Annotated in this window: 24 protein-coding genes; 19 read left to right on the top strand and 5 right to left on the bottom strand. The window is 71.2% G+C overall.

Annotation, left to right across the window (positions count from 1 at the left end; genetic code table 11):
* Positions 1–57 precede the first annotated feature (57 nt).
* A complete protein-coding gene (locus OG349_RS10095; RefSeq protein ID WP_442806229.1) occupies positions 58–558 on the bottom strand; it encodes a DUF3515 domain-containing protein in 501 nt (166 codons plus the stop codon).
* A 20-nt stretch (positions 559–578) separates the two neighbouring features.
* Entirely contained in the window at positions 579–812 is a 234-nt protein-coding gene (locus tag OG349_RS10090; RefSeq protein WP_161309489.1) for an Lrp/AsnC ligand binding domain-containing protein, read from the bottom strand.
* A 205-nt stretch (positions 813–1017) separates the two neighbouring features.
* Between OG349_RS10090 and OG349_RS10085 the strand changes: the two genes are divergently transcribed.
* Positions 1018–1989, top strand: a complete 972-nt coding sequence (locus OG349_RS10085; protein ID WP_327234296.1) for a thiamine-phosphate kinase — start codon at positions 1018–1020, stop codon at positions 1987–1989.
* 30 nt (positions 1990–2019) lie between these two features.
* Positions 2020–2832: a bifunctional hydroxymethylpyrimidine kinase/phosphomethylpyrimidine kinase gene (thiD, locus tag OG349_RS10080; RefSeq protein ID WP_327234295.1), complete on the top strand. Its 813-nt coding sequence runs from the start codon at positions 2020–2022 to the stop codon at positions 2830–2832.
* Positions 2833–2918: 86 nt separating this feature from the next.
* On the opposite strand, the gene rpmB is transcribed toward thiD, so the two are convergent.
* Positions 2919–3104 (bottom strand): 50S ribosomal protein L28, encoded by a 186-nt coding sequence (rpmB, locus tag OG349_RS10075; RefSeq protein ID WP_078877327.1) that lies wholly within the window; start codon positions 3102–3104, stop codon positions 2919–2921.
* A 259-nt stretch (positions 3105–3363) separates the two neighbouring features.
* On the opposite strand from rpmB, the gene OG349_RS10070 reads away from it, so the two are divergent.
* The 9 genes from OG349_RS10070 to mutM all read left to right on the top strand — a co-directional run bounded on the left by OG349_RS10070 (position 3364) and on the right by mutM (position 12732).
* The gene (locus tag OG349_RS10070; protein ID WP_442806228.1) at positions 3364–5055 is read left to right on the top strand and encodes a DAK2 domain-containing protein; all 1692 of its coding nucleotides are present in this window, start codon (positions 3364–3366) and stop codon (positions 5053–5055) included.
* A 25-nt stretch (positions 5056–5080) separates the two neighbouring features.
* Complete coding sequence (gene recG, locus OG349_RS10065) at positions 5081–7303, top strand: ATP-dependent DNA helicase RecG (RefSeq protein WP_327234293.1); 2223 nt, start codon at positions 5081–5083, stop codon at positions 7301–7303.
* A gap of 144 nt (positions 7304–7447) precedes the next feature.
* A complete protein-coding gene (rsmD, locus tag OG349_RS10060; RefSeq protein ID WP_327234292.1) occupies positions 7448–8032 on the top strand; it encodes a 16S rRNA (guanine(966)-N(2))-methyltransferase RsmD in 585 nt (194 codons plus the stop codon).
* Between the two features lie 26 nt (positions 8033–8058).
* Positions 8059–8538: a pantetheine-phosphate adenylyltransferase gene (gene coaD / locus OG349_RS10055; RefSeq protein WP_327238515.1), complete on the top strand. Its 480-nt coding sequence runs from the start codon at positions 8059–8061 to the stop codon at positions 8536–8538.
* 98 nt (positions 8539–8636) lie between these two features.
* The gene (locus tag OG349_RS10050) at positions 8637–9818 is read left to right on the top strand and encodes a cell division initiation protein (protein WP_327234291.1); all 1182 of its coding nucleotides are present in this window, start codon (positions 8637–8639) and stop codon (positions 9816–9818) included.
* A 142-nt stretch (positions 9819–9960) separates the two neighbouring features.
* Positions 9961–10599, top strand: coding sequence for a YceD family protein (locus OG349_RS10045; protein WP_327238514.1), 639 nt, complete (start codon positions 9961–9963; stop codon positions 10597–10599).
* Positions 10600–10601: 2 nt separating this feature from the next.
* On the top strand, positions 10602–10775 hold the full coding sequence (rpmF, locus tag OG349_RS10040; protein WP_003965982.1) for a 50S ribosomal protein L32: 174 nt from the start codon (positions 10602–10604) through the stop codon (positions 10773–10775).
* A gap of 19 nt (positions 10776–10794) precedes the next feature.
* Entirely contained in the window at positions 10795–11748 is a 954-nt protein-coding gene (rnc, locus tag OG349_RS10035) for a ribonuclease III (protein ID WP_327234290.1), read from the top strand.
* Between the two features lie 123 nt (positions 11749–11871).
* On the top strand, positions 11872–12732 hold the full coding sequence (gene mutM, locus OG349_RS10030; protein ID WP_327234289.1) for a bifunctional DNA-formamidopyrimidine glycosylase/DNA-(apurinic or apyrimidinic site) lyase: 861 nt from the start codon (positions 11872–11874) through the stop codon (positions 12730–12732).
* Between the two features lie 52 nt (positions 12733–12784).
* Here mutM and OG349_RS10025 read toward each other — a convergent pair whose 3' ends face one another.
* A complete protein-coding gene (locus OG349_RS10025) occupies positions 12785–13690 on the bottom strand; it encodes a CAP domain-containing protein (protein ID WP_327238513.1) in 906 nt (301 codons plus the stop codon).
* Between the two features lie 146 nt (positions 13691–13836).
* On the opposite strand from OG349_RS10025, the gene OG349_RS10020 reads away from it, so the two are divergent.
* The 5 genes from OG349_RS10020 (at position 13837) to ftsY (ending at position 21589) form a co-directional block, all read left to right on the top strand.
* The gene (locus tag OG349_RS10020; protein ID WP_327234288.1) at positions 13837–14118 is read left to right on the top strand and encodes an acylphosphatase; all 282 of its coding nucleotides are present in this window, start codon (positions 13837–13839) and stop codon (positions 14116–14118) included.
* Between the two features lie 388 nt (positions 14119–14506).
* The gene (locus OG349_RS10015; RefSeq protein WP_327234287.1) at positions 14507–14728 is read left to right on the top strand and encodes a hypothetical protein; all 222 of its coding nucleotides are present in this window, start codon (positions 14507–14509) and stop codon (positions 14726–14728) included.
* Between the two features lie 216 nt (positions 14729–14944).
* Entirely contained in the window at positions 14945–18688 is a 3744-nt protein-coding gene (locus tag OG349_RS10010; RefSeq protein WP_327234286.1) for an AAA family ATPase, read from the top strand.
* Between the two features lie 116 nt (positions 18689–18804).
* Positions 18805–20223: a sugar porter family MFS transporter gene (locus OG349_RS10005; RefSeq protein WP_327234285.1), complete on the top strand. Its 1419-nt coding sequence runs from the start codon at positions 18805–18807 to the stop codon at positions 20221–20223.
* A 127-nt stretch (positions 20224–20350) separates the two neighbouring features.
* A complete protein-coding gene (ftsY, locus tag OG349_RS10000; protein WP_327234284.1) occupies positions 20351–21589 on the top strand; it encodes a signal recognition particle-docking protein FtsY in 1239 nt (412 codons plus the stop codon).
* A 132-nt stretch (positions 21590–21721) separates the two neighbouring features.
* Here the strand turns inward: ftsY and OG349_RS09995 are convergent, their stop codons facing one another.
* Positions 21722–22294, bottom strand: coding sequence for a bifunctional DNA primase/polymerase (locus OG349_RS09995; RefSeq protein WP_327234283.1), 573 nt, complete (start codon positions 22292–22294; stop codon positions 21722–21724).
* A 427-nt stretch (positions 22295–22721) separates the two neighbouring features.
* Here OG349_RS09995 and nsdA point away from each other — a divergent pair, with 427 nt between their 5' ends.
* The 3 genes from nsdA (at position 22722) to OG349_RS09980 (ending at position 26084) form a co-directional block, all read left to right on the top strand.
* Positions 22722–24206 (top strand): transcriptional repressor NsdA, encoded by a 1485-nt coding sequence (nsdA, locus tag OG349_RS09990; protein ID WP_327234282.1) that lies wholly within the window; start codon positions 22722–22724, stop codon positions 24204–24206.
* 265 nt (positions 24207–24471) lie between these two features.
* Entirely contained in the window at positions 24472–25749 is a 1278-nt protein-coding gene (locus OG349_RS09985; protein ID WP_327234281.1) for an ammonium transporter, read from the top strand.
* Positions 25746–26084 (top strand): P-II family nitrogen regulator, encoded by a 339-nt coding sequence (locus OG349_RS09980; protein ID WP_167026465.1) that lies wholly within the window; start codon positions 25746–25748, stop codon positions 26082–26084. The genes OG349_RS09985 and OG349_RS09980 overlap by 4 nt, the downstream gene beginning before the upstream one ends.
* Positions 26085–26097 lie beyond the last annotated feature (13 nt).

Below are 26097 nucleotides of genomic sequence, written 5' to 3'. Positions count from 1 at the left end.
GGAGGCCGCGGCACGCGCGGTCCCGCCGGGGCCGGGGCCGTACCCCTCCCGTACCCCTCAGAGACTGCTCGGGATCGTCCTCGCCACCGGCGCGGCCAGCGCGGCCAGCGGTGTCGCGTCGTTGGCGAAGCGCGGGCCCATGGTGACCTCCACATAGGCCTCGCGGTACGTGGTTGTGAAGCGCGCCCCCGAGTCGAGCTGTTCCAGCATCCAGTTGACGCCGTCGGCCTCCACCGCGTTCGCCCGGGGGTCGTCCATCTCCCCGGGGCGGGGGACACCGCAGCGCAGTACGATCGCGTCGTCCCCCCACCCGGCGGTCAGTTCGGAACGCGGCCGGGGATCGTCCCGCTCCAGCCCCCCGAGCGTCCCCGGCAGCGCCTTGTGCAGGGCCCCGCACAGCTTCGCCGCCTCGGCGGCGGGGCTGGGAACGGAGACCGGGGAGCCCTCGTCCGTGGACGAGCAGCCCGCCGCGGCCAGGAGCAGGGCGACGGCGGGCAGGCACAGCAGCGGACGGCCGGATAGCCTGCGGCGGAAGAGCCGGCGGCGGGTAACGGTCACCGGCCAAGCGTAGACGGGGGCTACAGGTGAACGACGGGGCAGGTCAGGGTCCGGGTGATGCCGTCCACTTGCTGGACCTTGGCGACCACCATGCGGCCCAGCTCGTCGACGGTGTCCGCCTGGGCGCGGACGATGACGTCGTAGGGGCCTGTCACGTCCTCGGCCTGTATCACTCCTGTGAGCTTGGCGATGGTCTCGGCGACGGTTGTCGCCTTGCCCACCTCGGTCTGGATAAGGATGTACGCCTGTACCACGGAACCTCCAGGGCGGCCACGAGGATCATGTGGGGGGAAAGAGACGCCACGGTATCGCGTCGTCGCGGGCCACGGGGAGACCCGGGGGCCCGATGGCGCCCCCGGGTGGCGTACGGAAAACATAAGTTGACGTGTCTCTTGACGGTACCGACAGCAGTGACGGCCCGCGACCGCAGGCGCGGCCGGCGATGAGAGGGGAGTCTCGGTGAAGGGAACCGTGGGCGAGTTGGGGGAGTTCGGCCTCATCAGGGAGCTCACCTCCCGGCTGACCACCACCCCGGCGGTCCGGCTGGGGCCTGGCGACGACGCCGCGGTCGTGGCCGCGCCCGACCGCAGGGTCGTGGCGAGTACGGACCTTCTGCTGGAGGGCCGGCACTTCCGCCGCGACTGGTCCACGGCGTACGACGTCGGCCGCAAGGCCGCCGCGCAGAACCTCGCCGACATCGCGGCGATGGGTGCCGTACCCACCGCCCTGCTGCTCGGCCTGGTCGTCCCGGCCGAACTCCCGGTCACCTGGCCCACCGAGCTGATGGACGGCATCCGCGACGAGTGCCAGGTCGCGGGCGCGGCCGTGGTCGGCGGTGACGTCGTGCGCGGTGACACCATCACCCTCGCCATCACGGCCCTCGGGGACCTGCGGGGCCACGACCCGGTGGTCAGGTCGGGCGCGCGGCCCGGTGATGTGGTCGCGTACACCGGCTGGTTGGGCTGGTCGGCCGCCGGGCACGCGGTGCTCTCCCGGGGCTTCCGCTCGCCCCGCGCCTTCGTGGAGGCCCACCGCAGGCCCGAACCGCCGTACCACGCGGGCCCCGCGGCGGCCGGACTCGGCGCCACCGCCATGACCGACGTCAGCGACGGCCTGGTCGCGGACCTCGGGCACATCGCGGACGCCAGCAAGGTCAGGATCGACCTGCGGTCCGGACTGGTCGACATCCCGCAGCAGATGCACGACATCGGCCAGGCGGTCGGGATCGACCCGCTCCAGTGGGTGCTGACCGGGGGAGAGGACCACGCGATCGTGGCGGCCTTCCCGCCGGACGTGAAGCTTCCCGCCCGCTGGAAGGTGATCGGCGAGGTTCTCCACCCGTCGGCGCTGCCGCAGGTGACGGTGGACGGGGCGCCCTGGACGAGCAAGGGCGGCTGGGACCACTTCGGGGACATCGAGGACGCGCGGTAGAGACCGGGCACGCGCAGTAGATTCGGTCGCATGAGCCCCTCTCCCGCGATCGTGCCCGCCCGCGTCCTCACCGTCGCCGGTTCCGACTCCGGCGGCGGCGCGGGCATCCAGGCCGACCTCAAGACCATGCTGGCGTTCGGGGTGCACGGCATGAGCGTGCTCACGGCCGTCACCGCGCAGAACTCCCTCGGGGTCAACGGCGCCTGGGAGCTGCCGGTGGAGGCGGTACGGGCCCAGTACCGCGCCGTGGTGGACGACATCGGCGTCCAGGCCGTGAAGACCGGCATGCTCGCCTCGGCCGGACTGGTCGAGGCCGTCGCGGACCTGCTCGCGGGGACGGACGCCCCGGCGGTCGTGGACCCGGTCGGCGTCTCCAAGCACGGGGACCCGCTGCTCGCCGACTCCGCGCTGGACGGTGTACGGACCAGACTGCTGCCGGTCGCCACCGTCGCCACCCCCAATCTGGACGAGGTCGCCCAGCTCACCGGCGTACAGGTGACGGACGAAGGGTCCATGCGCCGCGCGGCGGACGCCGTCCTCGGCTTCGGGCCCCGCTGGGCGCTGGTCAAGGGCGGGCACCTGCCGGGCGACGCCGTCGACCTGCTCACCGACGGCACCGAGGAACACTGGCTGCGCGCCCCCCGTCACACCAACCGGCACACGCACGGGACGGGCTGCACGCTCGCCTCGGCGATAGCGTCGGGTCTGGCCAACGGGCAGGGGGTGGTGGAGGCCGTGGTCGCGGCCAAGGAGTACGTCACCGGCGCGATCGCCCACGGCTTCCCGCTGGGCGGCGGCATCGGGCCGGTGGACCACGCGTGGCGCTTCCGCCGGGGGCTGTGAAAACGGCTGGGCGCGGCAAAAAGCCGGCCCACCGAGGTGGACCGGCTTTTCAAGGCAACCGCAGGGGCTGCGCTACGACGCAGGCGTCAGCGCGAGACCTTGCCGGCCTTGATGCACGATGTGCAGACATTGAGCCGCTTCGGCGTCCGACCGACCACGGCACGCACGCGCTGGATGTTCGGGTTCCAGCGACGGGACGTACGGCGGTGCGAGTGGGAAATGCTGTTGCCGAAGCCCGGCCCCTTGCCGCAGACGTCGCAGTTGGCAGCCACGGGTCACTCCAAAGACTTCAGATGTACGTACAGAGAAATCCGACGTGCCCGAATCAACTAGTTGATGTGGCCTTGCCGGGGGAATGGCCCGACTCTCGTCGGGTAACCGGAGCAGCATACAACGGCTGCCTCGGTACAACGAAACTACCATGACCTGCCCGGCGCCCCTCCAGGCCCCTTCCCCCGCCCCTCTCACCCCTGGGGGGCGCGGACGGCCCCGGGGGTTACCCTGCGTCCAGCCCGCCAGCCCAGGCCGTCAATGCCGCCCAAGGAGGACCACCCGGTGCCGCAGACCCTCGACGCCGCAGCGGTGCGGAGCTGGTGCTCACTGGCTCTGGAGGCCCTCGGGCGGGAGCGCGAGGAGATCGACGCGACCAATGTCTACCCGGTCGCGGACGGCGACACCGGCACCAACCTCTACCTGACCGTGGAATCCGCGGCGCAGGCCGTCGAAGCGGTGTTCGCCGCGCACGAGACCGGTGGGTCCGTGCCCGGGGCGGGGGATGCCGTACGGGCCATGGCGCACGGCGCGCTGATCGGGGCCCGGGGCAACTCGGGGACGATCCTGGCGCAGTTGCTGCGGGGGATGGCGGACGTGCTGACGGACGGCACGCAGGACACGCATGGCCCCGATGGCGCCGGTGACGGGGCCGGTGAGGGGGATCACCTCGCGCGGGCGCTGCGCCGGGCCGCCGGGCTCGCCCGGGAGGCCGTCGCGCACCCCGTCGAGGGCACGATCCTCAGCGTGGCCTCGGCGGCGGCGGACGCCGCCGAGCGGGCACGCGGCGGTACGGCCGATACCGCGCGCGCCGCCCACGCGGGGGCCCGTACGGCTCTCGACGCCACCCCCGGCCAGCTCGCCGTCCTCGACCGGGCCGGTGTCGTGGACGCGGGGGGCCGGGGACTTCTCGCCGTCCTGGGCGCCCTTGTCCAGGCCCTCTCGGGCCGGGCGCCCGCGGCCTTCACCGCCGCACCCCGGCGGCCCGGGGAGCCCGACGTGTCCCTGACCGACGAGAGGCCAGGGGCCTTCGGTTCCTGCAAGACCGACGAAGGCCCGGCCTTCGAGGTGATCTACCTGCTGGAGGCCGGCGACGACGCCGTGACCCGGCTGCGCGCCCGGCTCGACCGGCTGGGCGACTCCCTGGTCGTCGTCGGGGGCGACGGGCTGTGGAACGTGCACATCCACGTGGACGACGCCGGCGCCGCCGTGGAGGCCGGGGTCGAGGCGGGACGCCCGTACCGCATCAGGATCACCCACTTCGGCGCGGCGGAACGGGCCCCGGAGCAGGTCCAGCGGGCCGTCGTCGCCGTCGTCCCCGGCGAAGGTCTCGCCGGGCTCTGCGCCGAGGCCGGCGCGACGACCGTGCTCGCACGCCCCGGGGAGCCGCCCGCCAGCGGCGAACTGGTCGAGGCGATCCGGCGCGCGCACGCCCGTGAGGTGGTGCTGCTGCCCAACGACGCGGCCCTGCGCCACACCGCCGCCGCGGCGGCCGAGCAGGCGCGTGCCGAAGGGGTACGGGTCGCCCTCATCCCCACCCGGGCCGCCGTCCAGGGCATCGCCGCCCTCGCCGTCCACCAGCCCGACCGCCGCTTCGACGAGGACGTCGTGGCGATGACCTCCGCGGCCGGTGCCACGCGCTACGCCGAACTGGCCGTCGCGGAGCGGCAGTCCTGGACCATGGCGGGCATCTGCCAGGCCGGGGACGTCCTGGGCCTGATCGAGGGCGACGTGGCGGTCATCGGCGCCGATCTCGCCGCCACCGCCGAGGCCGTGCTGACCCGGATGCTCCTCGCCGGCGGCGAGCTGGTGACGCTGGTCCTCGGCGAGGACGTGCCCGACGCCCTCGCCGACCGCCTTGAGGCCCACGTACGCGAAGGGCATCTCGCGGTCGACACCGTCGTCTACCGCGGCGGCCGGCAGTCCGCGCCCCTCCTCATCGGCGTGGAGTAGCTCTCTGTCAGTGCCGTGGTGTGCAATGGATCGTGTGTCAGCGCTGGACGAATCCCTCACGAAGACACTCGGCCCCGCCACCGCGAAGGTGATGGCCGAGCACCTCGACCTGCACACGGTCGGCGATCTCCTGCACCACTACCCCCGGCGGTACGAGGAGCGCGGCCAGCTGACCAAGCTCGCCGACCTGCCGCTGGAGGAGGACGTGACGGTGGTCGCCCAGGTCGCCGACTCCCGGATCGTGCGGTACGGAGGCGGCTCTGGCCAGCGCCTGGAGATCACCCTCACCGACGGCAGCGGCCGGCTCCAGCTGGTCTTCTTCGGCCGGGGCATCCACAAGCCGCACAAGGACCTGCCGCCCGGCAGCCGGGGCATGTTCGCGGGCAAGGTGTCCGTGTTCAACCGCAAGCTCCAGCTGGCCCATCCGACGTACGTGGCGCTCGGCACCGACAGCGGCGAGGACGCGGTCGACGCGTTCGCGGGCAAGCTCATCCCGATCTACCCCGCCTGCAAGGGCCTTGAGTCCTGGAAGATCACCAAGGCGGTCGACGCGGTCCTGCCCCGGGCCGCCGAGGCCCTGGACCCGCTGCCGCCGGCGCTCCGCGAAGGACGCGGTTTCGCCTCCCTGCCCGAGGCGTTGCTCAAGGTCCACCGGCCCGAGACCCGCGCGGACATCGCGGACGCGCGCGAGCGGCTCAAGTGGGACGAGGCGTTCGTCCTCCAGGTCGCGCTCGCCCGCCGCCGCCACGCCGACGCCCAACTGCCCGCCGTGGCAAGGAAACCGGTCGCGGGCGGCCTGCTGGACGCCCTGGACGCCGGTCTGCCCTTCACCCTCACCGACGGCCAGCTCAAGGTCACCGCCGAGATCTTCGCCGACCTCGCCACCGAACACCCCATGCACCGGCTGCTCCAGGGGGAAGTGGGCTCGGGGAAGACCCTCGTCGCGCTGCGGGCGATGCTCACCGTCGTGGACGCGGGCGGACAGGCCGCGATGCTCGCGCCGACCGAGGTCCTCGCCCAGCAGCACCACCGGTCCATCACGGAAATGATGGGCGAACTGGCGCAGGGCGGCATGCTCGGGGGCGCCGACAGGGCGACGAAGGTCGTGCTGCTCACCGGTTCCATGGGCACGGCGGCCCGGCGCCAGGCGCTGCTCGACCTGGTCACGGGTGAGGCCGGGATCGTGATCGGCACCCACGCGCTGATCGAGGACAAGGTGAAGTTCCACGACCTCGGCCTGGTCGTGGTGGACGAGCAGCACCGCTTCGGTGTCGAGCAGCGCGACGCCCTGCGCTCCAAGGGCAAGCAGCCCCCGCACCTGCTGGTGATGACGGCCACGCCCATTCCCCGCACGGTCGCCATGACGGTCTTCGGTGACCTGGAGACGTCGGTCCTGGACCAGCTCCCGGCGGGGCGGCTGCCGATCGCCAGCCATGTCGTCCCGGCCGAGGACAAGCCGCACTTCCTGGTCCGCGCGTGGGAGCGGGTGCGCGAGGAGGTCGGCAAGGGCCACCAGGCGTACGTCGTGTGCCCCCGGATCGGGGACGACGAGGACGAGGCGGGGAAGAAGAAGCCGTCCAAGGGGAAGCCCTCGGGGAAAGCCGCCGACAAGGCCCCCGAGGAGGACGGGAAGCGTCCGCCGCTGGCCGTGGTGGAGGTCGCCGCCCACCTGGTCCAAGGACCCCTCGCCGGTCTGCGGATCGAGATCCTGCACGGCCGGATGCAGCCCGACGACAAGGACTCCGTGATGCGCCGCTTCGCCGCCGGCGAGGTGGACGTCCTGGTCGCGACGACGGTCATCGAGGTCGGGGTGAACGTGCCGAACGCGACCGCGATGGTGATCATGGACGCGGACCGGTTCGGCGTCAGCCAGCTGCACCAGCTGCGCGGCCGGGTCGGCCGGGGCTCGGCCCCCGGGCTCTGCCTGCTGGTCACGGACATGCCCGAGGCGAGCCCGGCGCGGGCCAGGCTCGGCGCGGTCGCGGCCACCCTGGACGGCTTCGAGCTGTCCCGTATCGACCTGGAGCAGCGCCGCGAGGGCGACGTCCTCGGCCAGGCCCAGTCCGGGGTCCGCTCGTCCCTGCGGATGCTCGCCGTCATCGACGACGAGGAGATCATCGCGGCGGCCCGCGAGGAGGCCGTCGCGGTGGTCGCCGAGGACCCGGAGCTGGCGCGCTACCCGGAGCTGCGGATGACCCTGGACGCCCTGCTGGACGCCGACCGGGAGCGCTACCTGGACAAGGGCTGACGGCTCGTCGACAAGGGCTGACCGCTCCTCGGACCAGGGCTGACAAGGCCCCGCCGGGTCGTACGCCCTATCGTGAGGGCAGCACCCGCCGCACCCGCAGCCCCGCCCGCTCCCTACCCAGGAAAACCGAGGTTCGCGACACCCATGACCCGCGTGATCGCCGGTTCCGCCGGCGGACGCCGGCTCGCCGTCCCGCCCGGCACCGGCACCCGCCCCACCTCCGACCGGGCGCGCGAGGGGCTCTTCTCCAGCTGGGGATCGCTCCTCGGCACCCTCGAAGGCGTCCGGATCGCCGACCTCTACGCCGGGTCGGGCGCGATCGGCCTGGAAGCCCTGTCCCGGGGCGCCGTGCACGCCCTGCTCGTGGAGTCCGACCCGCGCGCCGCAAGGACCGTCCGGGAGAACGTCAGGACGCTCGGCCTGCCCGGCGCCGAGGTCCGTACCGGCAAGGCCGAGCAGATCGTCACCGGACCCGCCCCCGACGCTCCGTACGACCTGGTCTTCCTCGATCCGCCGTACGCCGTCACGGATGACGATCTTCGGGAGATCCTCCTCACACTCCGCACTCAGGGGTGGCTCACGGGCGACGCCGTCGCCACCGTGGAACGCAGCACCAGAGGCGGGGAGTTCGGCTGGCCCGAGGGATTCGACCCTCTGCGGTCCCGTCGCTACGGCGAGGGAACGTTTTGGTACGGTCGCGCCGCCTCTACGTGCGAAGACGCACCATGACCGGACCGGAGAGCGAGGGAATTCAGTTGCGCCGCGCCGTCTGTCCGGGGTCCTTCGACCCCATCACCAATGGACACCTCGACATCATCGCCCGCGCCTCCAAGCTGTACGACGTCGTGCACGTGGCGGTGATGATCAACAAGTCCAAAAAAGGGCTGTTCCCGATCGACGAGCGGATCGACCTGATCCGGGAGGTCACCTCCGAGTTCGGCAACGTGGAGGTCGAGGCCTTCCACGGCCTGCTCGTCGACTTCTGCAAGCAGCGCGACATCCCCGCCATCGTCAAGGGCCTGCGGGCGGTCAGCGACTTCGACTACGAACTCCAGATGGCCCAGATGAATCACGGCCTTTCGGGTGTCGAGACTCTGTTCGTCCCCACCAACCCCGTGTACAGCTTCCTCTCCTCCTCCCTGGTCAAAGAGGTCGCGACCTGGGGCGGAGACGTCTCGCACCTGATCCCCCCGGCCGTCCACCGCGCCCTCGCCGCCCGCCTCGGCACATCCTGACGACCCGGCAGCCCCTCATCCGGTGTCCGACCGGCTCCCACTGGCCGTACAGTCGTTGCGTCCGTCTCCAAACCAGCTGAGAGAGTGGCGAGCACACGGTGGACGTGCAGAAGAAGCTCGACGAGATCGTCGACACGGTGGGCAGTGCCCGCTCCATGCCCATGTCGGCGTCCTGCGTGGTGAACCGCGCCGAGCTCCTCGCGATGCTGGAAGAGGTGCGCGACGCGCTCCCCGGCTCGCTGGCCCAGGCCCAGGAACTGCTCGGCGGCCACGAACAGCTCGCCGCCCAGGCCCGCCAGGAGGCCGACCGGATCATCGGCGCCGCCCACGCGGAACGCACCACCCTCATCTCCGACACGGCGGTCGCCCGCCGCGCCCAGGAGGAGGCCGACCGGATCCTCTCCGAGGCCCGCAGGGACGCCGCCGAGGTCAAGGCCGAGGCCGACGACTACGTCGACTCCAAGCTCGCCAACTTCGAGGTGGTCCTCACCAAGACCATCGGCTCCGTCGACCGTGGCCGCGAGAAGCTGCTGGGCCGCGATCCGGGGCGCGGCGAGCAGGGGTACGGCTCCGAGGCCGACGACGCCGACGACGCACCCGAGTACAGCGCCGACCCCGAGACCCTGATCAGGCGCGCCGACGAATACGTGGACGCCAAGATCGGCGCCTTCGAGGCGGTCCTCTCCAAGACCCTCGAAGCCGTCGGCCGAGGCCGGCAGAAGCTGCTGGGCAGGACCGAGATCGACGACCTGGCCGCGCACCTCGCCGCCCAGGACGCGGCGGGCCCCCAGATGCAGACCAGCGACGCCGACCACTGGGCGGACCTCGCGGAGCTGCCGCGCGAGCAGCCCGCCGGGCAGGAGGCGGCGCAGGCCGCGCAGGTGCCCCAGGTCCCCGCCCAGCAGCCGTACGTGGACCCCGCCTACGGGCAGCCGGCCGCCGCGTACCAGGAGACCGGCTACCAGGACCCGGCTTACACCGACCAGGCGTACGCCGGATACGGGCAGCAGGACACCTACGGGGCCGGCTACCAGCAGGACCCGTACGCGTACCAGCAGCAGCCCCCGGTCACCCAGGGATACGGCCAGGAGCAGGGCCAGGCCCAGGGCTACGACCCGAACTACGGCTGGCAGCAGCCCGCCGACCAGCAGCCGCCCGTCCCGCAGCACCAGCCCGGCCGGCCCCATCCCGACCAGCAGGGCGCCCTGGACGAGACCAGCCTCTTCGACACGAGCATGATCGACCTCGACCAGCTGCGCCGGTACGAACAGGGCCGCTGAGGCACCCGGGGCCCGGATTGGGCCTACGGCGGCCGGTCCAGTACCCTGGCTCTTCGGCCGCGTGTATGTCCGCGGCCCCGCTGCCCTCTTCGTTTCCGCGACACTGTGGCGGCCCCTCCACGATCCGAAAGTTGGAACAGCCCTGAACGCGCGCCTCGACCACCGCGACCCCCTCGTGTTCGACACACACGAGCTGGGGCGGCGTCCTGGTGCGCTCAGGAAGCTGACCAGGACGGTCCCCGCACCCCAGGACTTCGGCATCGGCGGAGTCATCGGCACGCCCGAGGGCGGCCCGGTGGACCTCACTCTCCGTATCGAATCCGTCATGGAGGGCGTGCTTGTCACCGGCACCGCCCGTGCGACGGCCGAGGGGGAGTGCGTAAGGTGTCTGGAGCCGCTGGGCCAACCGGTCGAGGCGGACTTCCAGGAGCTGTTCTCGTACCACGACGCCGATGACCGGGGCCGCATCCGTGCGGAGCCCGGCGACGACGCCGAGGACGACGAGGACACGCTGTTCATCGAGGACGGACTGTTCGACCTCGAACCGGTGCTGCGTGATGCGGTGGTGCTCGCACTGCCGATGCAGCCGGTGTGCCGGGAGACCTGCGCCGGCCTGTGTTCCGAATGCGGAATCAGGCTGGAGGAGAATCCCGGTCACCACCACGACGCCGTCGACATCCGTTGGGCGGCATTGCAGGGACTCGCCGAAACCGTCAAGGACGGCGAGAAGGACAACATGGGCGGCGCCGCAGCTGGCGTCGACGAGAAGCAGGAGAAGTAGCCGTGGCTGTTCCGAAGCGGAAGATGTCGCGCAGCAACACGCGCCACCGCCGGTCGCAGTGGAAGGCTGCGGTCCCCACCCTGGTGTCGTGCGAGCGCTGCCAGGAGCCGAAGCTCCAGCACATCGCGTGCCCGAGCTGTGGCACGTACAACAAGCGCCAGGTCCTCGAGGTCTGAGCGGCTGGTGAGAGGCACGATGTCTGAACTGTCCACTGCCAAGAAGCAGGCAGACAACGTCAGTACGGCCTCGTCCCCCACGCTTCTGGAAGGGCGGCTCGGCTATCAGCTGGAGTCCGCCCTTCTGGTGCGTGCGCTGACCCATCGTTCGTTCGCGTACGAGAACGGCGGTCTGCCCACCAACGAGCGGCTCGAATTCCTCGGGGATTCGGTGCTCGGCCTGGTGGTCACGGACACGCTGTACCGCACCCATCCCGACCTGCCTGAAGGCCAGCTGGCCAAATTGCGGGCCGCGGTGGTCAACTCGCGTGCGCTGGCGGAAGTGGGCCGCGGCCTGGAACTCGGCTCCTTCATCCGGCTCGGCCGGGGCGAAGAGGGCACGGGTGGCCGGGACAAGGCTTCCATCCTCGCCGACACCCTTGAAGCGGTGATCGGCGCCGTCTATCTCGACCAGGGTCTCGACGCGGCCTCGGAGCTGGTGCACCGGCTCTTCGACCCGCTCATCGAGAAGTCCTCCAACCTCGGAGCCGGCCTGGACTGGAAGACCAGTCTCCAGGAGCTCACCGCGGCGGAGAGTCTCGGGGTTCCCGAGTATCTCGTCACGGAAACCGGCCCCGATCACGAAAAGACCTTCACTGCTGCCGCCCGCGTCGGTGGTGTCTCGTACGGCACCGGCACCGGCCGCAGCAAGAAGGAAGCGGAACAGCAGGCGGCGGAGTCCGCGTGGCGGTCGATCAGGGCCGACGCGGACGAACGGGCGGCGGCGGAGAAGAACGTCGTGCACATCGAAGGGGCCGACCCGGCCCCGGAGACCCCGGGGGTTCCCGGGGACGTGGCGCCGTCCGGCCCCGAGGCCAACGGCTCGGGGTCCGTCAACGGCTCGGGCTCCGGCTCCGGGCACTCCGGGCACGGCATCGATCCTGACGGCGTGGTCCCTGCCGACCCCGCTTCCGCGGACGCGGCTGACCGGTAGCACGGTCAGCCGTACGGTCCTTTTGGTACGCCCCTCGCACCGAACCCCGGTGTGAGGGGCGTCGCCCGTTCACGCTCTTGTCCTGTCCGGCCTGTCCTGTCCGGCTGTCCCGCGAGGAGTCCCGTGCCCGAGCTGCCCGAGGTCGAAGTGGTACGGCGTGGTCTGGAGCGCTGGGTCAGCGGCCGGACCGTCGCCGCGACCGACGTCCTGCATCCGCGCGCGGTACGGCGCCACCTCGCCGGCGGTGAGGACTTCGCGGCCCGCATCAAGGGCCACACCATCGGCACGGCCCGCCGGCGCGGCAAATACCTCTGGCTCCCGCTCGCCGACACCGACGCCTCGATCCTCGGCCACCTCGGCATGAGCGGTCAGCTCCTCGTCCAGCCGGAGACCACGCCCGACGAGAAACACCTGCGGATCCGCATCCGGTTCGCCGACTCCCTCGGCACCGAGCTGCGCTTCGTCGACCAGCGCACCTTCGGCGGGCTCTCGCTGCACGACAATTCCCCCGACGGGCTGCCCGACGTCATCGCGCACATCGCCAGGGACCCCCTGGACCCGGAGTTCGACGACGACGCGTTCTACAAGGCGCTGCGCCTGCGCCGTACGACCGTCAAACGCGCGCTCCTGGACCAGTCACTGATCAGCGGCGTCGGCAACATCTACGCGGACGAGGCGCTCTGGCGCGCCAAGCTGCACTACGAACGCCCCACCGCGACCCTGCCCCGGCCGCGCGCCGTCGAACTGCTCGGTCACGCGCGGGACGTGATGAACGGCGCGCTCGCCGTCGGCGGCACCAGCTTCGACAGCCTGTACGTCAATGTGAACGGCGAATCGGGTTACTTCGACCGGTCGCTGGACGCGTACGGCCGGGAGGGCGAGCCGTGCCGGCGCTGCGGGACCCCCATCCGGCGCAGGCCGTGGATGAACCGCTCCAGCTATTTCTGCCCCCACTGCCAGCGCCCGCCGCGTACGGCGGTGTAGGCCTTCCGTACGGGTGGTGCTGTCGTTCCGTACCGGTGGTGTCGTCAGGCCGTCAGAACCCGAAGTCCTGTGTCCACCACGGGCCGCCCGTGCCGGTGTGCACCCCTACGCCCAGCCGGGTGTAGTCGCAGTTCAATATGTTCGCCCGGTGGCCCTCGCTGTTCATCCACGAGTCCATCACCGCCTGGGCGTCGGCCTGGCCCCTGGCTATGTTCTCGCCGCCGAGCTTCTGCACCCCGGCCTGGTCCGCGCGGTCCCACGGAGTCTTCCCGTCGGGATCCGTGTGGTCGAAGAAGCCGCGCGCGGCCATGTCCTCGCTGAAGTCCTGGGCCAGCCCGGCCAGGGAGGCGTCGGCCTTGACCGGGGCGCATCCGACCTTCGCCCGCTCCTCGTTCACCAAGGAGAGGACGGCGGTCGCGGCGGACGCCGCCGCGGGGCCCTGCACCTGGCCCTCGGCCGCGCGCTGGGTCGTCTGCTCGGGCTCCGGGGCCTTCGTCGCGGGGGCCTCGGTCTTCTTCGTCTCGGGCGCCCGGGTGACCGGGACCTTCGCCTTCTTCGACGCGTCGGCCGACGGCTTCGACGGGGTGGCGGCGCGCTTCTTGGCCGGGGTGGTCGGCACCCGGCCCGGCGTCGAGGGCGAGGCGGACACGGAGGCGGACGGGTATTCCGTGGGCTCGGCCGAGGCGCTGCCCTGCTCCAGCAGCTCCGGCGCGCCGTCGGTGCGTACCTGCTCACCGGTCGGCCCACCGCCGACGTTGTACTGGTCACCGCCGGGCAGCAGCCCCGAGGCCACCGCCACCGCGCCGACGGCCATCGCCGCCGAGGCGCCGAGCAGTCCGGTCCTCACGGGGGCGGCGACCCGCCGCTTACGGCGTGCACCACCCCGGTGCCTGCCTGCCGTGGCGTCCGCGTAGTCAACAGCGGCGGGTACGGCGGCGGAGCGCGAATGGCGTCCCATCGACTGTGCCTTCCTCATGCTCTCGACCTGATCTTGATAGCAATGTGCCTCACCCGTTCGAGTGAGGCTCATTGTGACCGGACTGTAGCCCATGGCGTCCGGGGCCGACGTGTCGTACGGCCGATTGGCGGGGATAACGTGTGGCCGTGAATGACGACGTACGGCTCACCGCCTGGGTGCGCGGGCGGGTACAGGGAGTGGGCTTCCGCTGGTTCACCAGGGCGAACGCGCTGGAGATCGGCGGGCTGACCGGGTTCGCGCTCAACCTCGACGACGGCCGGGTGCAGGTGGTGGCGGAAGGGGCGCGTGAGAAGTGCCACGGCCTCCTGGAGTGGCTGCGCTCCGGCGACACACCCGGACGGGTCGACGGTGTGACAGAGATATGGGGCACAGCGCGCGGGGGGTACGAGACCTTCGCGATCCGCTGAGCCGGCCGTCCGGGAGGGGTTTCAGGACACCGGCCGGAGGGCCGGCGCGCGCCCTCGGCACCCGCGGACGTCGGCATTGACCTGGTGGTTGCCAAAAATGGCCCCGCCGTGCGAGGCTGCGCGATTAACGAAGATCTCCACGCCCGCAGGGGCCCGTGGGTGAGGCGGTGCCGCGTTCCGGCGGCCGGGCCCCCCGGGCCGACGGCCTGCACGGGCGGTGATCGTGTTGACCGTCAAACTTTTTGGTGAGACTCTGGAATCCCCGCGCACCTTAGCTGTTTGGCAGTAAGAACCGCAGTGGAGCAAGCACTGTCAGGCATCGCGGGTGCGATTTCCCCTATGACCCAACCGCATACGGTCGGTCACTCAGTGTGGAGGACCATCCATCATGGCAAAGGCGCTTCTCGGTTACGTCGGCGGTTCCGACCCGCGACTCCTCGCCGAGATGCGACGGCTTCAGAAGCGTGTCCAGGACCTCGAATCCGAGCTCGTACGGATCCAGTCCGAGAACGACGCGTTGAACGCCGCCGTCGCACAGCACCCTGGAGACTCGTTGTTCGAGAACATGGACATCGAGGTCCACCAAGGGGAGCCTGCGCTCACCTCATGACAGCCCCCGTCGGGGCCAGGTGAGTCACACTCACGCAGATTCGGCACCATTCAGCAAGATATGCAAGGGACGCTTCGGCGTCCCTTCTTTCTTTCCATCTTCCGTTGTACACAGCGAGGTTGACCGTACGACGCCCTTTCCTAAGGTCTGATGTGCCCTGCGCGTTCGGCGGCGAAACCGCCGGACGGCCACGGGAGCGGGGTAAAGTCCGGCGGCGTGCACCTCAAGGCCATGACCCTGCGCGGGTTCAAATCCTTCGCGTCCGCCACGACACTGCGCTTCGAGCCGGGCATCACCTGTGTGGTGGGCCCGAACGGCTCCGGTAAATCGAACGTCGTGGACGCGCTGTCCTGGGTCATGGGCGAACAGGGAGCGAAATCGCTGCGCGGCGGAAAGATGGAGGACGTGATCTTCGCCGGGACGACCGGGCGGCCACCGCTCGGCCGCGCCGAGGTCTCCCTCACGATCGACAACTCCGACGGCGCACTGCCGATCGACTACGCGGAAGTCACCATTACGCGGATCATGTTCCGCAACGGCGGCAGTGAATACCAGCTCAACGGGGACACCTGCCGGCTTCTCGACATCCAGGAACTCCTCTCCGACTCCGGTATCGGCCGCGAGATGCACGTGATCGTCGGACAGGGCCAGCTGGATTCCGTCCTGCACGCCGATCCGATGGGCCGCCGGGCCTTCATCGAGGAGGCGGCGGGTGTGCTCAAACACCGCAAGCGCAAGGAGAAAGCGCTGCGGAAACTGGATTCCATGCAGGCGAACCTGGCCCGCGTCCAGGACCTCACCGACGAGCTGCGCCGCCAGCTCAAGCCGCTCGGGCGGCAGGCCGCGGTGGCCCGGCGGGCCGCCGTCATCCAGGCCGACCTGCGCGACGCGCGGCTTCGGCTGCTCGCCGACGATCTCGTACGGCTGCGGGACGCGCTGCGTACGGAGATCGCGGACGAGGCCGAGCTGAAACAGCGCAAGGAGGAGGCGGAGGGGCGGCTCAAGGCGGCGCTGACGCGGGAGACCGAACTGGAGGACGAAGTACGGCGCCTCGCGCCCCGGCTCCAGCGGGCGCAGCAGACCTGGTACGAGCTGTCCCAGCTGGCGGAGCGGGTACGGGGCACGATCTCGCTGGCCGACGCGCGGGTGAAGAGCGCGACCGCGCCGCCCACGGACGACCGCCGGGGGCGGGAGCCCGAGGACATGGAGCGGGAGGCCGCCAGGATCCGCGAGCAGGAGGCGGAGCTGGAGGCCGCGCTGGAGGCGGCCGAGCACGCGCTGGAGGACACCGTCGCGCACCGCTCGGAGCTGGAGCGGGCGCTGGCGGTGGAGGAACGCCGCCTCAAGGACGTGGCGCGGGCGATCGCGGACCGGCGCGAGGGGCTGGCGCGGCTGGCGGGGCAGGTCAACGCGGCGCGGGGGCGGGCCGCGTCCGCGCAGGCCGAGATCGGGCGGCTGGCGGAGGCGAGGGACGCGGCGGGGGAGCGGGCGGCGGCGGCGCGGGAGGAGTACGAGCAGCTCAAGGCGGAGGTCGACGGGCTGGACGCCGAGGACGAGGACCTGGCGGAGCGGTACGCGGCGGCGCGGGAGGCGCTGGCGGGGGCGGAGGCGGCGCTCTCGGCGGCGCGGGAGGCGGCGACGGGCACGGACCGGGAGCGCGCGGCGGTCGCGGCGCGCCACGACGCGCTGGCCCTGGGGCTGCGCCGCAAGGACGGCTCCGGCGCGCTGCTCGCGGCCCGCGACCAGCTGACGGGCCTGCTCGGCCCGGCCGCCGAGCTGCTGACGGTGACCCCGGGCCACGAGATCGCGGTGGCGGCGGCGCTGGGGGCGGCGGCGGACGCGATCGCGGTCTCTTCGCCGGGCGCGGCGGCGACCGCGATCCGCCTCCTGCGCGCCCAGGACGCGGGCCGGGCGTCCCTGCTCCTGGCGGGCCCCTCGGGCGGGGTGCCGGCGCAGGGGGGTGCGGTGGTGTCCACGGCTGGTCAGGGCGCGGTCCCATCCCAGGCGGTCAGCACGGAGGACGCCCCCGGGGCCGAGCTTGCGGTGCCTCCGGCCCCGCTGTGTCCTCAATCGCCGGACGGGCTTGATCGGGGCGCCCATCAAGCCCGTCCGGCTATTGAGGACATCCTTTCCGCCGGAGGCGGCGGCACGCGCGCGCCCCGCGTTGTTGAGCTTGTGCGGGGGCCCCGTGAGCTCATGGACGCCGTGAGATATCTCGTCCGGGACATCGTCGTCGTCGGGACCCTCGAAGACGCCGAGGAACTGATCGCCGCCGAGCCCGGCCTCGTCGCCGTGACCGCCGACGGTGACCTCCTCGGTGCGCACTTCGCGCACGGCGGCTCCGCGGGCGCGCCCAGCCTGCTGGAGGTCCAGGCGTCCGTGGACGAGGCCGCCGCCGCCCTCCGTGAGCTGGACGTACGCAGCGAGGAGCTGGCAGAAGCGCAGGCCAGGGCCACCGCCACCCGTGCCGAACGCGCCGCGCTCGTCGAGGAGCTGGGTGACCTCCGCCGCGCCGCCGACCGCGCCAAGTCCGCCGTGTCAGGGCAGCTCGGCCGCCTCTCCGGGCAGGCCCGCGGCGCCGAAGGGGAGGCCGGGCGCACCGCCTCCGCCGCCGCCAAGGCCCAGGACGCCCTGGAGCGCGCCACCGAGGAGGCCGAGGAGCTGGCCGAGCGGCTCCTCGTCGCCCAGGAGGCCGGGGACGGCGCGGAGGACGAGCCCGACACGTCCGTACGGGACCGGCTGGCCGCCGACGGGGCCAACGCCCGCCAGACCGAGATGGAGGCGCGCCTCCAGGTCCGTACCCACGAGGAACGGGTCAAGGGCCTCGCCGGCCGCGCCGACGCCCTCGACCGGGGAGCGCGCGCCGAGCGCGAGGCGCGGGCGCGCGCCGAGCAGCGGCGCGCACGGCTGCGCCACGAGGCCCGCGTCGCCGGAGCCGTCGCGTCCGGCGCCCGCCAGCTGCTCGCCCACGTCGAGGTCTCCGTCGTCCGCGCCGAGGCGGAACGTACCGCCGCCGAGGCCGCCAAGGCCGAGCGAGAGCGGGAGCTGGTCACCGAGCGCACCCAGGGCCGCGACCTCAAGGCCGAGCTGGACAAGCTCACCGACTCCGTCCACCGCGGCGAGGTCCTCGGCGCCGAGAAGCGCATGCGCATCGAGCAGCTGGAGGCCAAGGCCCTGGAGGAGCTGGGCATAGAGCCGGCCGGGCTGGTCGCGGAGTACGGCCCCGACCAGCTCGTACCGCCGTCCCCGCCCGCCGAGGGCGAGACCCTGCCCGACGATCCCGAGGACCCCCGCAACCGGCCCCGGCCCTACGCCCGCGCCGAGCAGGAGAAGCGGCTGAAGGCGGCCGAACGGGCGTACCAGCAGCTCGGGAAGGTGAACCCGCTCGCCCTGGAGGAGTTCGCGGCGCTGGAGGAACGCCACCAGTTCCTCTCCGAGCAGCTCGAAGACCTCAAGAAGACCCGGACGGACCTGCTCCTCGTGGTGAAGGAGGTCGACGAGCGGGTCGAGCAGGTCTTCACCGAGGCGTACCGCGACACGGCACGGGAGTTCGAGGGCGTGTTCTCCCGGCTCTTCCCCGGCGGCGAGGGCCGGCTGATCCTCACCGACCCCGACCACATGCTCACCACCGGCGTCGACGTCGAGGCCAGGCCGCCCGGCAAGAAGGTCAAGCGGCTGTCCCTGCTCTCCGGCGGCGAACGGTCCCTGACCGCCGTCGCCCTGCTGGTCTCCATCTTCAAGGCCAGGCCCAGCCCGTTCTACGTCATGGACGAGGTGGAGGCGGCCCTGGACGACACCAACCTCCAGCGGCTGATCCGCATCATGCAGGAGCTCCAGGAAAGCTCCCAGCTGATCGTGATCACCCATCAGAAGCGCACGATGGAGGTCGCCGACGCACTGTACGGCGTCTCCATGCAGGGCGACGGAGTCTCCAAGGTCATCAGCCAGCGGCTCCGCTGACGGTTGAGTTTTCACCCAACCGGCGGGTGTTGCAGCGGGGCGTGATGCCCCGTTATGCGCCACTGTGGGGGCTCGCCCCCCCACACCCGGCGACGCCGGGGGCTCCAGGAGTTCATGTGACCACCACCACGAAGGTGCAGCCCTCCGACGGCAACGCGCCCCGCCCCGACCACCTGCGCCACGTCATCCACATCACCACGGCCGCGGCGATGGGCGGATTCCTCTTCGGCTACGACAGCTCCGTGATCAACGGCGCCGTCCAGGGCATCCGGGGCCGCTACCACATCGGTTCACTGCCGCTCGCCCAGGTCGTCGCCGTCGCTCTGCTGGGCTCCGCGATCGGCGCGGCCACCGCCGGCCGGATCGCCGACCGGATCGGCCGCCTCCCCTGCATGCGGATCTCCTCGGTCCTGTTCACCATCAGCGCGGTGGGTTCCGCCCTGCCCTTCGACATCTACGACCTCGCGGTCTGGCGGGTCATCGGCGGCTTCGCGATCGGGATGGCCTCGGTGATCGGCCCCGCGTACATCGCGGAGGTGTCGCCCGCCGCGTACCGGGGCCGGTTCGGCTCCTTCCAGCAGGGCGCCATCGTGCTCGGCATCGCCATCTCGCAGCTGGTGAACTACGGCATCCTCCAGCTCGCCGACGGCGACCAGCGCGGCGACCTCGCCGGCCTTGAGGCGTGGCAGTGGATGCTCGGGGTGATGGTCGTCCCGGCGATCTCGTACGGTGTGCTGTCCTTCACGATCCCCGAGTCGCCCCGCTATCTGATCGCCATGGGCCGGGAGGTGGAGGCGAAGCGGGTGCTCGCCTCCGTCGAGGACAACGACGTCGACCTGGACGCGCGAGCCGCGGAGATCGAGCTGGCGATGCGCCGGGAGCACAAGTCGACCTTCAAGGACCTGCTGAACGGCCGTAACTTCCTGCCCATCGTGTGGGTCGGCATCGGACTGTCGGCCTTCCAGCAGCTGGTCGGCATCAACGTCGCCTTCTACTACTCGGCGACGCTCTGGCAGTCCGTCGGGATCAACCCGTCCAGCTCGTTCCTCTACTCCTTCACGACCTCGATCGTGAACATCATCGGCACGATCATCGCGATCTCGCTGGTGGACCGGGTGGGCCGCAAGCCGCTGGCGATCGTCGGATCCTGCGGCATGACCGTCGCCCTGGCCTTCGAGGCCTGGGCGTTCTCCGCCCCCCTCGTGAACGGCAAGCTCCCCACCACCGAGGGCACGACCGCCCTGGTCGCGGCGCATGTCTTCGTGCTCTTCTTCGCGCTGTCCTGGGGGGTCGTGGTCTGGGTCTTCCTCGGCGAGATGTTCCCCAACAAGATCCGCGCGGCGGCGCTGGGCGTCGCGGCCTCGGCGCAGTGGATCGCCAACTACGCGATCACCGCGAGCTTCCCGAGCCTCTCCGCGGACTGGAGCCTCTCGGGGACGTACATCATCTACGCCTGTTTCGCGGCGCTGTCGCTGCCCTTCGTGCTGATCTTCGTCAAGGAGACCAAGGGCAAGACGCTGGAGGAGATGGGATAGGGCGCGAAGCAGGACGCGGCCGGTCCGTCTTGTACGTTCATCGCAAAAGGCCATATTCCGACCGTGTTCTGTATGTGACCCTCCGGAACCGGGGACCGGCGCGGTCGTGGCCGATACTGGGAGCGTTATGGAAATCGTCATCCTTGTTGTAGTCATCGCCCTGGTCGCGGTCGGCGCGATCAGCGGGCTCGTGGTCGGCAGCCGTAAGAAGAAGAAGCTGCCGCCCCGGGCGCCGTCGAGCTCGCCGACCCTCACAGCTCCGCCCGCCGAGCCACACGTCGGTGACGAGGCGGAGACGCCGCGCGACGAACCGCGCCGCACCATCGAGGAGGTCGGTCTCCCGGACGCCTCGGACGCCACGGGGACGCCGGTCGCCGTCGAGGACCCGGTGGTCGGCGCGCCGCCCGCCGTCGAGATCGAGATCCCCGAGCCGACCGCCGGCCGGCTGGTCCGGCTCCGCGCGCGGCTCTCCCGCTCGCAGAACTCCCTCGGCAAGGGGCTGCTCACGCTCCTGTCGCGCGAGCACCTGGACGACGACACCTGGGACGAGATCGAGGAGACGCTGCTCACGGCGGACGTCGGCGTCGCGCCCACCCAGGAGCTGGTCGGACGGCTCCGGGAGCGCGTGCGGGTGCTGGGCACCCGGACGCCCGGCGAGCTGCGCACGCTGCTGCGTGAGGAACTGGTGGCGCTGCTGGACGTCGGCGCGGACCGGGAGGACTTCGACCGGACGGTCAGGACCGAGAGCCTCCTGGACACCCCGGCCGTCGTGATGGTCGTCGGGGTCAACGGCACCGGCAAGACCACCACCACGGGCAAGCTGGCGCGGGTGCTGGTCGCGGACGGGAAGTCGGTCGTGCTCGGCGCGGCGGACACGTTCCGCGCGGCGGCGGCCGACCAGCTCCAGACGTGGGGGCAGCGGGTCGGGGCCCGTACGGTACGCGGACCCGAGGGCGGCGACCCCGCGTCGGTGGCCTTCGACGCGGTCAAGGAAGGCATCGCGGAGGGCGCCGACGTGGTGCTCATCGACACCGCCGGGCGGCTGCACACCAAGACCGGGCTGATGGACGAGCTGGGCAAGGTCAAGCGGGTCGTGGAGAAGCACGGGCCGCTGGACGAGGTGCTGCTGGTGCTGGACGCGACGACCGGGCAGAACGGGCTGGTCCAGGCGCGGGTGTTCGCGGAGGTCGTGGACATCACCGGGATCGTCCTGACCAAGCTGGACGGCACCGCGAAGGGCGGCATCGTGATCGCGGTCCAGCGGGAGCTGGGCGTCCCGGTGAAGCTGGTGGGGCTGGGGGAGGGCGCGGATGACCTGGCGCCGTTCGAGGCGGGCGCGTTCGTGGACGCGCTCATCGGCGAGTAGCGCCGCATGGTGCTTGGTTGCGGTTACTGATGTCCTCAAGCGCCGGACGGGCTTGATGGCATTTCAAGCCCGTCCGGCGCTTGAGGAGATACGCGCGAAGCGCGTGCGGGAACGGGGGGCCGCGCCAGTGGGCTAGGCGGCTGAGCGGTGGCAGATGTACGCCAGTGTGCCCAGGAGCAGTCTTGCCTGGGGCGGGGTCGCCCCGGTGTCCAGGGACGGGGGGCGCAGCCAGCGGACCGGGCCCTGGCCCGGGATCTCGGTGGGTGGGGCCGGTACGTGGCCCGAGCCCTGGCAGCGCAGGTCCAGGCCCGCGTCGTCCCAGCCCATGCGGTAGAGCAGCTGGGGCAGTTCGGCCGCCGCCCCGGGCGCCACGAAGAAGTACGCGCGCCCGCAGGGCGTCGCCAGGACCGGGCCCAGGGGGAGTCCCATCCGCTCCAGGCGGACCAGGGCCCGCGAGCCGGCCGTGGCCGACACGTCGAGGACGTCGAAGCTGCGGCCCACCGGCAGCAGGACCGACGCTCCAGGAGACTCGGACCACACCTTGGTGACCTCGGCCAGCGTCGCGCCCGCCGGCACCTCGTCGCCCGGCCCTTCGGGCGAGCCGGGGGCGACGTCCCAGCCCCAGATTCCCGTGTACTCCGCCACCGCCGTGCACTCCGTGGTGCCGCGGCCGCGGCGGCGCGTGCCGCCGATCGTGAAGCCCATGCCCCCTCCAACGGGTCGAGTGCGCCGGTGGTTACGACTCGCAGTCTGCCCGTGACCCTCTGTGTTCGTCGGGTCGCTTCCGGCGGCGTACGGGAGCACTGGGGGTGGTGCGGTCCGCCGTACGCGCCCCGGCGCACACCGCTTCACCCGTTTCTGATCGTCGTCTGTCAAGTGAATCGCGCCCGGCCGGAGGCGAGTTCATTCGAAGGGGTGGCGAATGGTGGCGTTTCTGGAATCACCCTCGCCGGACGGGTGATCGTAGGATTACTTTCGGTACACGGACCCCGGAGGAAAGTGCGACCACGGGTATGCCCGGGGCAACTCGGTTTCCTGTTCGAAGGGGGGCAACCTCCGGACAGGGGACCGCACCTCACGGCATTCTGATAGCGGTTCGCGTGACAGGGCTTGAGCGGATGGGGGCGTACGAGTGGGCGGCAGCGGCGCGAGCGGCACGAATTCAGGCAAGAGCCCGAACGGGCAGCTGGGCTCGTGGTTTGTGCGAAGCGGCTGGTCGAAGGGCGAACTCGCACGTCAAGTCAACCGCAGGGCCCGCGAGATGGGCGCCCACCACATCAGCACGGACACCTCGCGGGTACGGCGCTGGCTCGACGGCGAGCAGCCCCGCGAGCCCATTCCGCGGATCCTGTCCGAGCTGTTCTCGGAGCGGTTCGGCACCGTTGTGGCCGTGGAGGACCTCGGCCTGCGCTCCGCACACCAGTCACCCTCGGTGTCCGGCGTCGACCTGCCCTGGGCGGGACCGCAGACCGTGTCGCTGCTCAGCGAGTTCTCGCGCAGCGACCTGATGCTGGCCCGGCGCGGCTTCCTCGGCTCCTCGCTGGCCCTGGCGGCGGGACCGTCCCTGGTCGAGCCCATGCAGCGCTGGCTCGTACCCATCCCGGCCGTCGAGCGCGAGCACTCCGTCGGCGAGCGCCCGGAGGACCTGGGATCCCGCCCCTCCCGGCTGTCCCGGACGGAGCTGGACCTGCTGGAGTCGACCACGACCATGTTCCGGCAGTGGGACGCGCAGTGCGGCGGCGGGCTGCGGCGCAAGGCGGTCGTCGGGCAGCTCCACGAGGTGACCGACCTGCTCCAGGAGCCCCAGCCGCAGGAGACGGCCCGGCGGCTGTTCCGGTGCGCCGCCGAACTGGCCGAGCTGGCCGGCTGGATGAGCTACGACGTAGGACTCCAGCCCAACGCCCAGAAGTATTTCGTCCTCGCGCTGCACGCCGCCAAGGAGGCGGGGGACAAGCCGCTCGGCTCGTACATCCTGTCCTCGATGAGCCGTCAGATGATCCATCTGGGCCGGCCCGACGACGCGCTGGAACTGATCCACCTCGCCCAGTACGGCAGCCGCGACTGCGCCACCTCCAGGACGCAGGCGATGCTGTATGCGATGGAGGCGCGCGCGTACGCGAATATGGGCCAGCCGAGCAAGTGCAAACGGGCCGTCCGGATGGCCGAGGACACCTTCTCCGACGTGGGCCTGGACGGCGAACCCGAGCCCGACTGGATCCGCTTCTTCTCCGAGGCCGAGCTGAACGGCGAGAACGCCCATTCGTACCGCGATCTGGCCTATGTCGCCGGCCGCAGCCCGACGTACGCCTCCCTCGCCGAGCCCGTCATGAGGCGCGCCGTCGAGCTCTTCGAGCACGACCGGGAGCACCAGCGGTCGTACGCGCTCAACCTCATCGGCATGGCGACCGTGCACCTGCTCAAGCGAGAGCCCGAGGAGTCGGCCGCCCTGGCCCAGACCGCCCTGGACGCGGCGAAGAAGGTGCGGTCGGAGCGGGTCAACAACCGGCTGCGCAAAACCGTCGACACCGCCGCGCGGGACTTCGGCGACGTGGCCGAGATCGCCTATCTGACCGACCGTCTCTCCACCCAGCTGCCCGAGTCCGCCGAGGCGGTCTGAGTGGCACCCGGACTCCGGCCGCGGCCGTCACCCCGTACAGCCCGACACGGCTCCCCCGCCGCGAGGTCAGCAGGGTGACGGCCGCGGCCGGTTTACGATGTCCCGCGGTTCATCGGCACGTAACATCCAGGACGTCTTCGTCACTGTTGTGAAACATGTAGCGGCACTGACTGAAACGGCGCTGCGCCAATCTCCTCAGCACAGTCGGCCCAGACCCCCCTGAGCATCCGCACGGGCCGTTCCGACTTCCGAGGAGACGCTGGCCTTGAATGGCGCAGATACCGCATTCGTATTGATCAGTGCCGCGCTCGTCATGCTGATGACGCCCGGCCTGGCATTCTTCTACGGCGGCATGGTGCGGGTGAAGAGCGCCCTCAACATGCTCATGATGTCGATGAGCGCGCTCGCCGTCGTCAGCGTGCTGTGGGTCCTGTACGGGTACTCACTGACGTTCGGCGACGACATCGGCGGGGGGCTGCTCGGCAACTTCGACCACATCGGGCTGAAGGGCATTACGGCCGACACGCTGACCGGGGGCAAGGAAGGCATTCCCGTCTTCGCCTTCGCCCTGTTCCAGCTGATGTTCGCCGTCATCACCCCGGCACTGATGAGCGGCGCACTCGCCGACCGCGTGAAATTCAGTTCCTGGACCCTGTTCATCGCGCTGTGGGTCAGCGTGGTGTATTTCCCGATCGCCCACTGGGTGTGGCAGTCCGACGGCTGGCTCTTCAAGCTCGGCGTGATCGACTTCGCCGGTGGTACGGCGGTCCACATCAACGCCGGTGTCGGCGGACTCGCCGCGGTCCTGGTCGTCGGCAAACGCATTGGATTCAAGAAGGACCCGATGCGCCCGCACAGCCTGCCGCTCGTCGTGCTCGGCGCCGGACTGCTGTGGTTCGGCTGGTTCGGCTTCAACGCCGGCTCGGCGCTGGCCGCCAACGGCACCGCCGCGATCATGGCGTTCAACACCCAGATCGCCACCGCCGCCGCGATGATCGGCTGGCTCGCCTACGAGCGCATCCGCCACGGCGCGTTCACCACCCTGGGCGCCGCCTCCGGCGCCGTCGCCGGCCTGGTCGCCATCACCCCGTCCGGCGCGGCGGTCAACCCGTTCGGCGCGCTGCTCATCGGCGTCGTGGCCGGTGCGATCTGCTCCTGGGCCGTCAGCCTCAAGTACAAGCTCGGCTATGACGACTCCCTGGACGTCGTCGGTGTCCACCTCGTCGGTGGTCTGATCGGCACCCTGCTCGTGGGCGTCCTCGCCATCAACGGCGTCGGCGGTCTCGACCAGCTCGGCAAGCAGGCCGTCGGAGCCTTCTCGGTGATGGCCTACTCCTTCGTCGTCACCTGGATCCTCGCCAAGCTCGTCGACAAGACGATCGGCTTCCGGGCCTCCGAGGACGACGAGACGAGCGGCGTCGACATGGCCTTCCACGCGGAGTCGGCCTACGACTTCAGTGCGCTGGGCGGCTCTCCCTCGGGCCGTAGTAGCGTCCCGGCCGACATCGCCGGAGCGGCGACGAACAAGAAGGTGGACGCATGAAGCTCATCACCGCAGTCGTGAAGCCACACCGGCTCGACGAGATCAAGGAGGCCCTCCAGGCCTTCGGGATCCAGGGGCTCACGGTCACGGAGGCCAGCGGGTACGGCCGGCAGCGCGGTCACACCGAGGTCTACCGGGGTGCGGAGTACACCGTCGACCTCGTCCCGAAGATCCGTATCGAGGTACTGGTCGAGGACAGCGACGCCGAAGAGCTCATCGAGGTAGTGGTCAAGGCAGCCAGAACCGGCAAGATCGGTGACGGCAAGGTATGGAGCGTTCCGGTCGACACGGCGGTCCGGGTACGGACCGGCGAACGCGGCCCCGACGCCCTCTGAGAGACGGGAACGA

This window comes from Streptomyces sp. NBC_01317 (assembly GCF_035961655.1).
In the GTDB taxonomy this organism is placed as follows: Bacteria; Actinomycetota; Actinomycetes; order Streptomycetales; family Streptomycetaceae; genus Streptomyces.
This window is presented reverse-complemented; position numbering and strand designations above follow the sequence as displayed.

Bases quoted from the DNA above. Each gene is read 5' to 3' on its own strand.
- thiD (WP_327234295.1), top strand. From the start codon at position 2,020: ATGAGCCCCTCTCCCGCGATCGTGCCCGCCCGCGTCCTCACCGTCGCC.
- OG349_RS10070 (WP_442806228.1), top strand. From the start codon at position 3,364: ATGCCGCCCAAGGAGGACCACCCGGTGCCGCAGACCCTCGACGCCGCA.
- recG (WP_327234293.1), top strand. From the start codon at position 5,081: ATGGATCGTGTGTCAGCGCTGGACGAATCCCTCACGAAGACACTCGGC.
- rsmD (WP_327234292.1), top strand. From the start codon at position 7,448: ATGACCCGCGTGATCGCCGGTTCCGCCGGCGGACGCCGGCTCGCCGTC.
- rnc (WP_327234290.1), top strand. From the start codon at position 10,795: ATGTCTGAACTGTCCACTGCCAAGAAGCAGGCAGACAACGTCAGTACG.
- OG349_RS10025 (WP_327238513.1), bottom strand. From the start codon at position 13,690: ATGGGACGCCATTCGCGCTCCGCCGCCGTACCCGCCGCTGTTGACTAC.
- OG349_RS10015 (WP_327234287.1), top strand. From the start codon at position 14,507: ATGGCAAAGGCGCTTCTCGGTTACGTCGGCGGTTCCGACCCGCGACTC.
- ftsY (WP_327234284.1), top strand. From the start codon at position 20,351: ATGGAAATCGTCATCCTTGTTGTAGTCATCGCCCTGGTCGCGGTCGGC.
- OG349_RS09995 (WP_327234283.1), bottom strand. From the start codon at position 22,294: ATGGGCTTCACGATCGGCGGCACGCGCCGCCGCGGCCGCGGCACCACG.
- OG349_RS09980 (WP_167026465.1), top strand. From the start codon at position 25,746: ATGAAGCTCATCACCGCAGTCGTGAAGCCACACCGGCTCGACGAGATC.